The sequence below is a fragment of the Pseudomonas sp. S2_C11 genome, from assembly GCF_054668395.1.
Window position 1 is genome coordinate 3,409,362 of record NZ_CP162765.1, and the last position, 13,664, is coordinate 3,423,025.

A 13,664-nucleotide genomic window follows, 5' to 3' on the forward strand; every position below is an offset into this window, starting at 1 on the left:
ATAATTTACTTGCCTCACGATTAGTACCAGCACGATTATTTTGCGCGCAATATTTATTAGCAGTTTCCACCTCACAGGAAGATATCTACATGAAAAAGATTGTCTCAGGTTTGGCTCTCGCAGGTGCAATCACTGCCGCAAGCTTTGCGCAGGCCGCTGACGTTAAGCCGACCGTGATTCTTGTACACGGTGCTTTCGCTGATTCTTCTAGCTGGAATGGTGTTGTGAAGATTCTGGAAAAGGACGGCTACCCTATTATCGCAGCGGCGAATCCTCTGCGTGGTGTGACAAGTGACGCCCAATCTGTTTCAAGCATCATTAAAGGCATCAAGACGCCCGTGGTGCTGGTGGGTCACTCCTACGGCGGGTCTGTAATCTCTGAAGCAGCACATGGCAACCAAAATGTGAAGGGCTTGGTGTTCGTTGCTGCATTTGCGCCAGAAGCTGGCGAAACGGCAGCCGAATTGTCTGGGCGTTTCCCAGGCGGAACACTTGCATCTGCTCTAGCGGCACCGGTTGATCTTACTGATGGCGGGAAAGATCTCTACATCCAGCAAAATAAATTCCATGAACAATTTGCTGCCGATGTATCTGAAGCCGATGCTCGGCTGATGGCTGCTGGTCAACGTCCTGTGACTGTCGCGGCATTAAATGAAGCAGCTACCCAGCCGGCTTGGAAGACCATCCCCTCGTGGTTTGTTTACGGCGACAAGGATAAGAATATTCCACCTCAGGCATTGGCTTTTATGGCTGAGCGTGCGCATTCCAAGCAAACCATTGTAGTAAAAGGTGGCTCACACGTTGTGATGGTATCTAATCCCAAAGCCGTAGCCGATCTGATTGAGAAGGCGGCAGAATAAGGTTGAAATTCTGCCGCCAGGTACATTGATTAGCAGTGATCTGATATTGGGGAGTTTCAGATCCTTTTGACTCACAGAATTTTCGCAACACGCATCCGATTGGGCTGACTTTCGCTCCTTCTGAATCCGTTAGCCCGCGCTTCCACGCGGGCTTTTTGCCTGAACACTCGAGCATGGTATGCCGCGAGGCTATCGCCTGATGTCACTATTGCTTCCGCCATACTCAAATTTTACAAGGCAAGCTATGCGCCCGTTTCTGATAGCCGAACTTCCTCACTAAGCGTTGCTGCCCCCATCATTGCCGCCGTTTTTAACAGGGACCATCTCACCCGCGCGACCACTTCCAACAGCAAAGGATGATGCACCGGCGAGAGCCCCGGTTAGCTAGGTACGATGAGCTTGGCTGTTTGCAAAAATTGGCAACCGCCCTTACCCATTTCACTGTCAGACACAGGTAATACGCTTGTTGGGATAGAATGAGTCAGCGTTCAAGCGTCAATGAAACTGGACAAAGAATCAGCGCTTCGCTTTTTTCGAACGTTATCAACCCGATGAGCGCAAATGGGCCTCGAGTATCTGGTCCCAGATCGGAGGACTCCCAATTCTCTCTCCGAGGAAACTGCTAAGCGCATGCAGTTTCAATGAGGTCTTCTGCGACTGGCGAAATACCACGGAAATATTACCTCCTCGGGGCGCATAGGGCTCCAGTACCTCTATAAGCTCCCCATCCACTATTGCTTGCGCGGCAAGAAATGTGGGCAGTATCGCCAATCCCAAGCCAGCCTTGGCGGCCTCCATTAGCTGGTGACCACAATTGGTACGCATGCGACAACGAACGCGAAATGACTCCAAAGCGTTATTTATGGGCAGTGACCACATCCCATGGGGCTCACGATTCACATAAAGCATGGCGAAATGTTTAGCCAATTCTTGCGGGATCAACGGTGTACCGTGGACGCTCAGATAATCTGGGCTGGCACAGATGACGTGACGATTGGGCGTAATGACTCTAGCTATTAGCGAAGAATCTGGCAGCTCACCGATACGAACAGCCGCATCGAACCCCTCATCCTGTAGGTTGACCCGACGATCATCGAACTGCACATCCAGCTCCAATTCGGGGTGATGCTTGGCAAAGGACGACAAAATCGGGGTGAGGTAGCGCATACCAAAAGCCATCGGCGCTGCAATACGCAAACTCCCGCGGACAGTAGCCTGAGAAATTTGAACGGCGTTTTCAGCATCTTCAACATCAGCCAGAATTTCGATGCAATGGCGATAAAATATTTCGCCCGACTCAGTCAGTCTTGTATGCCTGCCCCGCTCGAGCAAAGAGCCGCCCAACCGCTTTTCTAAGTTTTGAATTCTCTGGGAAACCACCGACTTGGCTGTTCCCATACGACGAGCAGCCTCGGAGAGGCTGCCCGTGTCCACTACGGTTACGAAAGAATGCATTTCTGACAGCTTGTTCACTCTGCATCTCCGGATGAATTGTGTTTTTCATATAGCAATCTGATGTAGGTCAGTCACTCACTAGTGAGAAATAGAGCATATTCGGAGACGCCATTCGCATTCTGGCGAAGACTGCGCGAAAGAGTAACCAGACGTAACGATGGTCGATCAATCACCATTCTTTTTAAAGTCGCAATCGAGGTGCCATGAACTTGTACGACATCGTCCTGTGTTGCCCGCCGCTCAGCAGTGGTTAGCTCGGGTCGCACAGACCACACTCGTCGTTCACTTGTTAGACTGCTTCGCTAAGTCGCACCCGTTGTCGGGACTCAGACTACGCGAGACTAGGCCAATCACTTGCGTATGTTGTCGTCCAAAATTTAGCCGTCCTAGATTCAAACTAGCTCGTATCCTTGCAGCCCTGACCCGACGTCTACTTGAGGCCTGCACTGTCTCGATCGATGCTCAATGATGAGGACCAATAAAAGCTGCGGGCAATTCCGATGCGCCCTATCACCGCACATTAAGACAGCGCCAGCGCGACCCTTTGTTTCCATCAACTAGGCAGGTCTGAATGCCGGGTTTGGTAATCAGAAACCCAGCAGAGATCCTCTGCCAATCTTTAGCAATGGACTTTGGTTCAATAAACAGGTGTTGCCAGTGACCGTATTCTTCGCGCCCTCACGCTGACGCTCGAGCAGCTCCCTCTTGACGAGTTAAGCTTGGCGTTGCTGAACGAAGTACTAGATTGAGAAAACAGATATAGGCGGAATACTGTGTTTGCCTATACCCGATTCAGACAGCGATCCCCTCCCGCGAATAACGTCCAGGCGCAAGGCCTGTATTGCGTGTAAATGCAACGCTGAATGCGCTAACGGAGCTGTAACCGACCCGCTGTGCGATCTCGGCAATACTTTCGTCTCGGCGACGGAGGAGGTTTTTCGCCACCGCCATCCGCCATGCGAGTAGATATTCCATCGGCGCCATACCCACTGATTGTTTAAATCGTTCGAAGAAGGTGGAGCGCGAGAGGGCAGCTTCCTTGGCGAGTTGCCTGACCGTCCACGGCTGATTGGGATGCTCGTGCATTTGCCGTATCGCTATGGCCAGACGTGCATCACCTAGTCCGCGGAGTAGACCGGGCGGCGAAGTTTCAGTCGCAGTGGAGCGCAGCGCCTCTATAAACAACACCTTTAATAGGTTCTCCAGGATGACATCGCGCGCCGGACGCTGCCCCCGAGCTTCCTCGGTAACGAGTTCAACCAGCATTGCCAACCGGCGCGCGCCGCGGACGTGTATCAGTTGAGGTAGTAAGGAGACCAGCAGCGCAGCATCCGGTGAGCCGAATGTACAGTGACCCACTATCAATTGAACATCGTGCGAGATATCTGAGATACCAACTCGGACGTCACGTGGTCGAACTTCAATTGGCGGGGTATCGCCTTCATTGGCTGAAATAGGTTGGAGGCTCATCATCGTGAAGTCGTAGGCCGCCGGGATCAAAACAAAGTCACCGGCTTTCAACGTTATTGTCGACTGCCCGGAGACCGACAGCCGGCTTCCACCTTCCAGGATCGCGCAATAAAAGGGCTGACCGAACGCGGAGCGTCGCACAAGCCAAGCACCAGCTCCACTGACAATTTTGGAGTGCGCAGTACACGGTTGCAGAAGAGTGACAATTTGGGCGAGCGGATCCAGCATGTTGGACTCCTACGAAAAATTAGCGGACTGGCTATTATATTAAGTCCGGGCGCAACAACTTATCGTTTTAGCCCTATCAACCATCTGATGCAAACGACATATGAAGACTGTGCTGATTACTGGATGCTCTTCCGGCTTTGGTCTGGCCATTGCCCACTATTTTCTGGAGCGTAACTGGAAGGTGATCGCGACGATGCGCACGCCGACAGAGGGGCTTTTTGCAAAGTCCGAGCACCTGCGTGTGCTTGCCTTGGACGTGCGCGAGCCGAATAGTATTCAGCGGGCAATAGAAGACTCTGGGCCAATCGACGTGCTCGTCAACAACGCCGGAATTGGTTTGCTCGGTGCCCTCGAAGGAACATCGATGCAAGCGATCCGTGACATTTTTGAAACCAACACCTTTGGCACGATGGCGATGACTCAGGCGGTAATCCCGCAGTTTCGGGAGCGTAGAGCGGGTGTTGTGGTCAACGTCACCTCGAGCGTAACGATAAAGTCACTGCCGCTACTCAGTGTCTATACCGCAAGCAAGGCGGCGGTAAATGCATTTACCGAGTCCCTTGCGCATGAGCTCGAACCATTTAATGTTCGGGTGAACCTGGTGCTTCCGGGACGTGCTCCCGCAACCGACTTCGGAAAAAATGCACAACCCCGAATGCAAGGCAGCATTCCCGAAACTTACACAGCGTTGGCACAACAGATCTTTGCCGGTTGGGCGGAGCTGACCAAGATCACTGAAACTCAGGATGTCGCTGAGGCAGTATGGCTGGCGGCGAGCGACTCGACGGCGCCAATGCGCATCGTCGCTGGCGCAGACGCCATTGAGTTGGAAAGCGAGTGAGTCACGTCTGCTTAAGCGCATGACGCCCTCCCCGAGGCGAGATGGCGGCATTAAACGCTGACAGCTCATTTACAGCCAAAGTGTTGACTGTTCGAAAAAAACGAAACGTCGATTCGTTTTTTACTCACTTATTTCATTGGGGCTCCTGATTTACCATTTCAACAAGAAGGTCAAGTGGTTCCGATAGGTGACTGAGTACTCCACTCATTGTGAACAGCGATGTCGTCGCTCCCATTGTCAATCCAGAGTGTGAATTAATTACAGAACTCAATTGGGATACATAAATCATGCGGTCGGTGTTCTGCGCTGTAAGCGCTTTGGCGAGAGCACCGCTATTTTGATCAAAACAAACCAGACATACATTGCTGTCTTAAGTGGGGAACCAGTATGAATCTCATAGGCAAGCGCGCGCTAGTTACGGGCGGTTCTCGCGGTATTGGCGCCGCGATTGCAAAAGCCTTGGCCGCAAATGGAGCGGACGTCGCATTCACATATCTAAATTCCTCCGAGCAGGCAGTGCAGATTGTAGCTTTCATGGAAAAACTGGGACGCCGTGGTTTGGCCATTCAGGCCGACAGCGCCGATCCGGACGCTATCAAGCGAGCCGTTAGCGAAACCGTCAATATGCTGGGCGGCCTCGACATTCTCGTCAACAGTGCTGCCATCGGACTAGCGGGACCAGTCGCTGAGGTCGACCTCGTAGAATTTCAGGCGCTGATGGACGTTAACGTCCGCGGACCGTTTGTTGCGGCACAAGCCGCGATACCGCATCTGAGCGAAGGTGGCCGCATTATTTCGATCGGCTCGTCTCTGGCTGAACGCGTCCCGTTTGGGGGCATTACGGCTTACGCCATGTCGAAGTCTGCGCTTCTCTCCTTCACTCGCGGCCTGTCGCGCGAACTTGGCCCCCAGGGCATTACGGTAAATCTTGTCCTGCCTGGATCGACCGATACTGATGCAAATCCTGCCGATGGCGAGAGTGCAGATTTCCAGCGAGGCCTGTCATCGATCGGCCGTTATTCCACCCCAAGAGAGATCGCCGACGCAGTCGTATTTCTTGCAGGCCCTGCCTCAAATATGGTCACTGGCATCACCCTAACTGTGGACGGAGGCGCGAACGCATAAGCTCCAATTCCCGTAAAAAGGGTTATAAGCATGCCTGACATTGCTGGTGTGGTGGTCTACCACATCATACGCTCGGGCCATGAACAGGCATTCATCGATTGGTCGAAAAGAATGGGAGACAGTGTCCATGCAGCCGCCGGCTTTCGCTCAACCATTCGACTAGATCAGGGGCCGGCGATATCTCATACGCTTGTGCAGTTCAACTCTCAGGAGCAACTCGACAACTGGCTGAGATCAGAAGCACTCTGGCTGTTGCTGCGCGCGGAGGGTGTGAATTACTCATTAAAGACCATCAAGCCCCATGTCGGCCAAACTAGCGCCGTAAAGATCACAGGACCAGTCAGTACGCCAAAGTGGAAGCATGCGGCCGCTACGTGGCTCAGTGTCTATCCGACTCTAGTCGCTGTAAATATTCTCATGATCCGCCCCCTCTCCGGCTCAGTAAACTGGCTACTACTAACAGGTAGCTCGATAGTACTTACCGTCATTCTGACATGGGTGATCCTTCCTCGCGCTCATCAAGCTCTGCGCCCATGGATGTTTTCAGACCCGGACAAGGAAAGTAGTCGGTGATCCAGACAGCATTTTGTGGATGAGGATGGGCTTGCAAGTCCTAAATTACGAGTACTTTTGATTTCGACTATATGAAGTAGTCTCTTGGTATCCGGGCGGGGGCGCCCCACTGGAGAATTAGCGCGCAAGGTTAGCCAGCTCCCGTTGCACGACCTGTCTACCCGAAGGTAGATCTGGCAGCACAAGAACACCAACAACAATAGCAACAATAACGACACTATTGGGATCTCCCTCATGGTTATCAGCTACAAACCGGAACTCGAGTACTCCGGCTTTAAGGACCTGAGCGATCAGGTCCACTTTCAAAGCACAGAAGGCAAGATCTGGTTCGGCGAGCAACGCATGCTGCTGATGCAGGTGTCGGCGATGGCTAATTTCCGCCGTGAACTGATCAGTAGCCTAGGCATCGAGCGCGCTAAAGGGTTCTTCCTGCGCCTTGGCTACCAATCCGGGCTTAAAGACGCCGAAATGGCCCGAAAGCTTAGGCCAAACAGTCCGGAATTGGAGATGTTCTTGGTTGGACCGCATTTGCACTCCTTGAAAGGCATGGTCAATGCGAAACCCATCCAGTTAGAGCTGGATCAGGAGACCGGCCACTTCTATTGCGAACTTGAATGGGTCGATTCATTCGAGGTCGAGACCTGCCTGACGGAGGTGGGTCTAATGGATGAACCGGTTTGCTGGTCCTTGCTAGGCTACGCATGTGCGTACAGCTCTTCTTTTATGAAACGCGAGATCATCATCCAGGAAACGAGCTGCCGCGGTTGCGGCGATAAGCGTTGTATCATTATTGGAAAACCTGCAGAGGAATGGGAGAACGCAGCAGAGTTCAGACAGTACTTCCAAAGTGATCCAATCATCGAGAAGCTATATGAACTGCAATCGCAGGTCAGTTCACTACGCACAAGTCTGGAGAAGCAGAAAGATCATTACTACGGAATAGGGCATTCAACGGCTTACCGGAAGGTGTGCAAGACGATAGACAAGGCTGCCAAGGGCAAGATTTCAGTCCTGCTGCTCGGAGAAACCGGTGTCGGCAAGGAGGTCATCGCGCGGAGCGTGCATCTTCGAAGCGAGCGCGCCGAGCAAGCGTTCATCGCTGTGAACTGTGCTGCGATTCCGCCGGACCTGATCGAGGCTGAATTGTTTGGCGTGGAGAAAGGCGCTTATACCGGCGCCAATCAGACCCGACTGGGGCGCTTCGAGCGCGCCAGCGGCGGGACCATCTTTCTGGACGAAGTTATAGAACTGACGCCTAGAGCGCAGACGACCTTGTTACGGGTATTGCAGGAGGGTGAACTCGAACGGGTGGGAGACTCACGGACCCGCAAGGTCGATGTGCGAGTAATTGCGGCCACCAATGAAAGCCTCGCCGATGCTGTCGAGGCAGGCCGGTTTCGTGCGGATCTGTACTACCGATTGAATGTGTTTCCGGTGCAGGTCCCTCCCCTGCGCGAGCGGCTTGAGGACCTGCCGCTGCTGGTCGAGCACTTTCTAAACAAGTTTCACCTTCAGTACCACAAGCGTACCTTGGGTTTATCAGACAAGGCACTGGAACTATGCCTCAATTACGCGTGGCCAGGCAATATTCGCGAATTGGAGAACGTAGTTGAACGCGGCGTCATACTGACCGACAGCAACGAAACAATAGGACAAGACGCGCTCTTCGCAGTCTTCCCTAAGACAGGCGATCAGCCCGGTGATCGTCTCAACGCCGAAGGTGCGTTGATTCACACCACAGATAATGACAGCGCCGCCGATTGGGTCACGCAGATATTCGAAAGGAACATCAGCATGGAATCTGTGGAAGAACATCTGATGCGACGTGCGATGGACCTTACGCAACAAAACGTTTCGCAAGCCGCTCGCATTCTTGGCTTGACCCGACCGGCACTGGCTTACCGTCTGAAAAAAAGTGGCATCCTCGAAGTTGATACGGACGACTGACTTCAATTAGCCGCCTCTCGGGCGGCTCCCTTTCAATTGTGGCCCACCTGCCAGAAATACTTCAGCGGCATTAATCAAATCGACAACCATCATAATCACCTTACCAAATAATCAATCCGTCTCTCTTCCGCTACAAGCTGGATTCGATCTAGGGCACATCAACAAACAACCTATCTTATTGATAAATATGAGCTTTCTATAAATATTACTGCAGTGGCATAGCCTTTGCTCAGGTAATACCGATCGCTTTGTACAAACCAGTACTTAGTGGGGTGTGTTTTGGTTCCCACACACCGCAAACGGTAGTTAAAACGGAGAAAGCTTATGATCGTCCCTAAAATCAAGTCGCTCGCTGCAGCAATTACACTCGCCACGAGCATTTTAACTATGGCCCCTGTGGCTGCACAGTCGAGTAGCGAATCGCAGTCTGCTACTTCACTCTCGGTTGTTACGGAATTCCTGGCCAATACTGCGCCCGATAAAGTTGAAGCAGCTGCAGAGAAGCTGGCGGCTCCAGACGCGATCTATGTGTCTCTAAACTTCGACAACCCGGAACTTCAGAAAATCCTACCTTGGACTGGCACAAACAAGGGTCCGAAAGCCTTCAGTTCATTATTCTTGCAGGTGTCGGATTACTGGAAAATCGAAAACTTCACCATCAATACTAAAATCGCTTCCGGCGAGGATGTGGCTATTTTCGGTAGGTTCACTTACCGGTCCGTGGCGGTCGACCGGGTGTTCACATCACCGTTTTCCATCCACGCCAAGGTCCGCGATGGCAAGATGATCTATTTCCAGTTCATGGAAGATACCTACGCGTCTGCCAGCTCATTCCGGCAGTCAGGTGCGTGGACCGTGAAGACATCGACGGACACAGGCCCCTTCACCGTAGGTGCGGATTAAAGGCCTCGATCGCAAGGACTGAACCCTCGCCGGCAGATGGTGCCCAGCTGGGAGAGCATAGCATTGCAAACATCTCTCCTTATGCGCGTCCGCCCACAGTACCGATGCGCCGTTTTTCCTCAGGTTCCGTCGGCGCCAACCAACGTGACGTAATGGTTGCCGACGGTTCGCAGGCACGCTGGGACGGAACCATTCGACAGCACACCCCAGACAAAACGCAGGAGTTAGCCATGAATAGTCATACCCCGCACACGTCCAGACATGCGGTGAATTGGATCGGCGGCGAGTGGGTGGACTCGGATACGATCCGTGGATCCATAAACCCTGCCACTTACGAGATTATCGGCACCTATGCCGAAGGTGGTGTTGAAACCGCTGAAGCGGCCATTGCCGCGGCGAAGAGCGCAATGCGCGAGACCGACTGGGTTCACGACCGCAATCTGCGGGCTCGCGTGCTCGATAACCTTGCAGACGCGTTCGAGCGCAATCGGGGCGAGCTCATCAAGATCCTCTACACCGAAAACGGCAAGATTCAACGCGAGGCTAGCTTCGAAGTCGATCTTTGCGCGCCGTCGCTGCGGTATTTTGCCGGCATCGTGCGCACTGATGCCGGACGGGTTGTGGACTCCAACTTGGGCAGAATCGCGATGATGGTGCGCAAGCCGATGGGAGTGGCGGGCGTTATCGTGCCTTGGAATTCCCCGATAATCCTGACGGTACGATCGCTGGCGCCTGCTTTGGCAGCCGGCTGTGCGGTAATTATCAAGATGCCGGGCAAGAGCGCGCAAATTGCCGCGACCCTGTCCAGGATCTTTGCCAACGTAACGGGACTGCCCCGCGGCGTGATCAATGTATTCACTGACGAGACTGGCGAAGGCGCCAAGCATCTCGTCGCTTCTCCGGAGGTGCCGGTCATTAGCTTCACGGGTAGCACAGCGACCGGCAAAGCGATCGCCCTGAGCGCCGCACCGCACTTCAAGCGCGTGGGACTGGAACTAGGCGGAAAGACCCCATCAATCGTGTTTGATGATACCGATCTCGATCTTGCGCTGCCTATACTCGAGATGTCAGTGACGATGTTCGCGGGTCAGTTCTGCGTGACAGGCCAACGGGTGATCGTGCAAGAAGGGATTGCCGATGAATTTCGGAGACGGTTTGCCGAGCGCCTTTGCGCGGTAAAGGTCGGGCCTGCGGCAGACCTTTCGAGCGATATGGGTCCGATGATCGACCGCGAGAACGTCGCACGAGTCGACAAAGTTGTTGACCGCGCAATCTCCGAAGGCGCTGAGGTGATTGTGAGAGGCGGGCCGGTCACCGACGGCCCGCTGTCGAACGGTGCGTTTTTCCGCCCTACATTTCTGGAGGTCACCGATCCAACGATGTCAGTTGTCCAAGAGGAAACTTTCGGCCCGGTGGTTACCATGCAGCGATTCACCACCGAGAATGAAGCTGTCGCCATGGCCAACGACAGTATCTACGGCTTGGGGGCCAGCATCTGGACGCGCGATGTCTCGAAGGCGCTGCGACTCGCGCCCAGGATTGAAGCGGGTATGGTCTGGATCAATGAATGGGGTGCACTCGGTGAAAACACCGAGGAAGGCGGTTCCAAGCAGTCGGGACTCGGCCGCTTAAACGGCGTGACGGCGATCGACGACTTCACGGAGATCAGAACGATCACACTCAACTCCGGACTGATGGGCGCATAAGCGTGGCCTGATTTCGCTGTCCAAGAACGTCGATTCAGGTGTATGCCTATCCAACCTCGACTTCAGCCGGACTCGATATCTCCTTAAAAGAGGGATCATGTCAATGTCGATGGACTGTTTTTCTTGTGGACTGGCATTAGGTGTCAACCACTCGGGCACACAGTTCATCTGACACCCCTATCTGCGAGGCCATTACGGTACAGGATCAAGAAAGAGCCATGCACTCGTATTTTCACCGCCGGTACTCATGTCGTATCACTAGTTGTTAGCTGACAGGAAAACAGCGGTGCGACAGTCACGGACGTACAGCTCGTAGGTGCTTAACATGATGAACAGAAATGATTTGCGTCGCGCTGACATCAATCTGCTGATTGTCTTCGAAACGATGATGCACGAGCGAAATGTTAGCCGTGTCGGCGAGAAGCTGTTTCTGAGTCAACCGGCTATAAGCGCTGCCTTGGGGCGCCTACGTCAACTGTTCGATGATCCTTTGTTCGTTCGCGCCGGGCGGGGAATGGAGCCTACATCACGCGCCCAGGAGATATTTTCCAACCTAACACCCGCACTCGATAGCATTGCTGCCGCGCTGGGCCGGTCTCAGGCCTTCGACCCCACGACAAGTGAAGCCACTTTTCGTATCGGTCTTTCCGATGATGTCGAATACGCCTTGTTGCCCTCTTTAGTACGCCGTATGCGCATTGAGGCACCCAATATAACGCTGGTGGTACGCCGCGCAGATAAATGGCAGTTGCCCAAACTACTTGCCTCTGGGGATATATCCCTCGGCATCAGCCATACATTGGATCTGCCAGCCAACGCTCGGTGTAAACGCTTACGATCAATTTACCCAATGTTGCTGCGGGCCGACTCTCAGCCTGGTGAAATAGACTTGGACGAGTTTTGCCGTCGGTCTCATGCTGTTGTATCGTCAATGGGCAATGTTATTGAAGATGCCGACCGCGCGCTCGATTTACTGGGGCGTCAACGCAAGGTCGTTCTCGCAGTGCCGCAGTTCAGCGCCTTGCCCGTGTTACTCGCAGGCAGCGACACGATTGCAATTGTGCCGGATTACGTTGCCCACGCAATGTCTGGTTCCGGTGGCCTGAGAGCGGAAACGGCGCCCATTGCGCTGCCTCAGCAAGAGCTATCGATGGTATGGAGAGGGGCTACTCACAATGATCCGGGCGAACACTGGTTGCGTTCTCGGTGCAGTACAGTCCTAGGAAATTCGCCCGGAGAACCGACTCAGACCAAATCTGTCGAGTTCAATATTTTGGCGGTTGCTTGAGTTGAGCGGTTTACGCGGCGGAGCTGTGAGCGGTAATCCAAGTGCTTCGCTGCGGGCCGCTCATACGCGCTACGAAGCGTAGCTTGGTATGCCGAAAACGGGCTAATAATCGACCCTGCGGAGCAGGCAGAAAACATCGTAGCTTGAATAGAACGTGTTTTGCCATTTCGACGCCGATCCGGACACCATCAGCGCACTATCAGCGACGGTGGGGCCCAATGACTTCAACCATTCCAAGGCAGATCCCGGCGAATTGTGGATCATTTACAAAAAACACCTCAGTGGTGTTGATCGAATCCGCAACGCACCACCATCGCTTTACCAAATGATCTATTCAAATCCCTGCACTGAACGTTGAATTCGAACTAGACCACACCGTATTAACCTATCCTGCTGATTAATAGAGATTTTCCATAAGATACCCCCCATGGCATAGCCCTTGCTTAAGCATCTTCTGTCGCTTTGCACGCAACAGTTCATAGCGGCATGGAAATTACGTAGCCTGGAGAGCACTATGAGTAATTCTGAATTTTTCGTTACTCCAAGTGAGGGTGAGAAGGCACCATCCAGCCATATTGTACTGCTCATAGTGCCAATTAATGCGAACTACCTGAATTTGAAACCGGTTCTGGAGCGTGAGATATGAGCTGGAGTGTGGGTACACCTCACTTGTTGAATAACAACGCTTCCAGCCGTCCTGAGCATGTAAAACAGGCGAGGCAACTGTTGACGTTGCTCATCGAAACGGAGCGGGCCATTCACTGTGATCCAAGCATTGCTTCAACTTATCTTAATCAGGCGATCGCCTTGCTGGCAGTCGACAATCAACGCGAACATGCGCCGCGTAAACAGAGAGGTGGGCTGGCCCGCTGGCAGATCTCGCGTGTAGACACATTTATAAAAGAACATATCGATCAGTGCATACGGACTACCGAACTTGCATCGTTACTGGGCTTGAGCGTCAGTCATTTTTCGCAAGCGTTCAAACAGACGACCAGCATAACGCCGTTGATGTATGTGGCCGCCGCGCGTGTAGAGGCGGCGCGGCGAGTTATGCTCGGTTCGGCACATTCCTTAAGCGACGTGGCGCTGAGTCATGGATTCTGCGATCAGTCGCACTTTTGCCGCGTATTCAGACGCGAAACAGGCTTGTCGCCGCAAACCTGGCGAAAGCTGCATGCACCCAACGCACTGCTGCATGCATCCCTACCTGGTTCTTCAACCCGTCAAGCTGCACAAGTTAGTAGTGCATCATGATTGTCGTCAGT

General features: G+C 53.2%; 11 protein-coding genes. 9 read left to right on the forward strand and 2 right to left on the reverse strand.

The window, feature by feature from the left end:
* The first annotated feature begins 89 nt into the window (after window positions 1–89).
* Window positions 90–860: an alpha/beta fold hydrolase gene (locus AB4N48_RS15350; protein ID WP_122611926.1), complete on the forward strand. Its 771-nt coding sequence runs from the start codon at window positions 90–92 to the stop codon at window positions 858–860.
* A gap of 543 nt (window positions 861–1,403) precedes the next feature.
* Here AB4N48_RS15350 and AB4N48_RS15355 read toward each other — a convergent pair.
* Together AB4N48_RS15355 and AB4N48_RS15360 are read right to left on the reverse strand one after the other, a co-directional pair.
* Window positions 1,404–2,333 (reverse strand): LysR family transcriptional regulator, encoded by a 930-nt coding sequence (locus AB4N48_RS15355; RefSeq protein ID WP_122611925.1) that lies wholly within the window; start codon window positions 2,331–2,333, stop codon window positions 1,404–1,406.
* A gap of 774 nt (window positions 2,334–3,107) precedes the next feature.
* A complete protein-coding gene (locus tag AB4N48_RS15360) occupies window positions 3,108–4,013 on the reverse strand; it encodes an AraC family transcriptional regulator (protein ID WP_122611924.1) in 906 nt (301 codons plus the stop codon).
* A gap of 100 nt (window positions 4,014–4,113) precedes the next feature.
* Between AB4N48_RS15360 and AB4N48_RS15365 the strand changes: the two genes are divergently transcribed.
* From AB4N48_RS15365 to AB4N48_RS15400, 8 genes are all read left to right on the forward strand, one after another.
* Window positions 4,114–4,854, forward strand: a complete 741-nt coding sequence (locus tag AB4N48_RS15365) for an SDR family oxidoreductase (RefSeq protein WP_122611923.1) — start codon at window positions 4,114–4,116, stop codon at window positions 4,852–4,854.
* Window positions 4,855–5,241: 387 nt separating this feature from the next.
* On the forward strand, window positions 5,242–5,979 hold the full coding sequence (locus AB4N48_RS15370) for an SDR family oxidoreductase (RefSeq protein ID WP_122611922.1): 738 nt from the start codon (window positions 5,242–5,244) through the stop codon (window positions 5,977–5,979).
* Window positions 5,980–6,009: 30 nt separating this feature from the next.
* Window positions 6,010–6,552: a hypothetical protein gene (locus AB4N48_RS15375; RefSeq protein ID WP_122611921.1), complete on the forward strand. Its 543-nt coding sequence runs from the start codon at window positions 6,010–6,012 to the stop codon at window positions 6,550–6,552.
* A gap of 234 nt (window positions 6,553–6,786) precedes the next feature.
* Window positions 6,787–8,499 (forward strand): sigma-54-dependent Fis family transcriptional regulator, encoded by a 1,713-nt coding sequence (locus AB4N48_RS15380; protein WP_122880139.1) that lies wholly within the window; start codon window positions 6,787–6,789, stop codon window positions 8,497–8,499.
* A gap of 324 nt (window positions 8,500–8,823) precedes the next feature.
* Window positions 8,824–9,402: a nuclear transport factor 2 family protein gene (locus AB4N48_RS15385; RefSeq protein ID WP_240995490.1), complete on the forward strand. Its 579-nt coding sequence runs from the start codon at window positions 8,824–8,826 to the stop codon at window positions 9,400–9,402.
* A 230-nt stretch (window positions 9,403–9,632) separates the two neighbouring features.
* Window positions 9,633–11,108: an aldehyde dehydrogenase family protein gene (locus tag AB4N48_RS15390; protein ID WP_122611919.1), complete on the forward strand. Its 1,476-nt coding sequence runs from the start codon at window positions 9,633–9,635 to the stop codon at window positions 11,106–11,108.
* Window positions 11,109–11,436: 328 nt separating this feature from the next.
* Window positions 11,437–12,396 (forward strand): LysR family transcriptional regulator, encoded by a 960-nt coding sequence (locus AB4N48_RS15395; RefSeq protein ID WP_162999824.1) that lies wholly within the window; start codon window positions 11,437–11,439, stop codon window positions 12,394–12,396.
* A 642-nt stretch (window positions 12,397–13,038) separates the two neighbouring features.
* Window positions 13,039–13,653: a helix-turn-helix domain-containing protein gene (locus tag AB4N48_RS15400; RefSeq protein WP_122611917.1), complete on the forward strand. Its 615-nt coding sequence runs from the start codon at window positions 13,039–13,041 to the stop codon at window positions 13,651–13,653.
* The last annotated feature ends 11 nt before the right edge of the window (window positions 13,654–13,664 follow it).

Coding starts and splice junctions, on each gene's coding strand:
- AB4N48_RS15370 (WP_122611922.1), top strand. CDS start 5,242: ATGAATCTCATAGGCAAGCGCGCGCTAGTTACGGGCGGTTCTCGCGGT.
- AB4N48_RS15390 (WP_122611919.1), top strand. CDS start 9,633: ATGAATAGTCATACCCCGCACACGTCCAGACATGCGGTGAATTGGATC.
- AB4N48_RS15360 (WP_122611924.1), bottom strand. CDS start 4,013: ATGCTGGATCCGCTCGCCCAAATTGTCACTCTTCTGCAACCGTGTACT.
- AB4N48_RS15380 (WP_122880139.1), top strand. CDS start 6,787: ATGGTTATCAGCTACAAACCGGAACTCGAGTACTCCGGCTTTAAGGAC.
- AB4N48_RS15395 (WP_162999824.1), top strand. CDS start 11,437: ATGAACAGAAATGATTTGCGTCGCGCTGACATCAATCTGCTGATTGTC.
- AB4N48_RS15385 (WP_240995490.1), top strand. CDS start 8,824: ATGATCGTCCCTAAAATCAAGTCGCTCGCTGCAGCAATTACACTCGCC.
- AB4N48_RS15365 (WP_122611923.1), top strand. CDS start 4,114: ATGAAGACTGTGCTGATTACTGGATGCTCTTCCGGCTTTGGTCTGGCC.
- AB4N48_RS15350 (WP_122611926.1), top strand. CDS start 90: ATGAAAAAGATTGTCTCAGGTTTGGCTCTCGCAGGTGCAATCACTGCC.
- AB4N48_RS15400 (WP_122611917.1), top strand. CDS start 13,039: ATGAGCTGGAGTGTGGGTACACCTCACTTGTTGAATAACAACGCTTCC.
- AB4N48_RS15375 (WP_122611921.1), top strand. CDS start 6,010: ATGCCTGACATTGCTGGTGTGGTGGTCTACCACATCATACGCTCGGGC.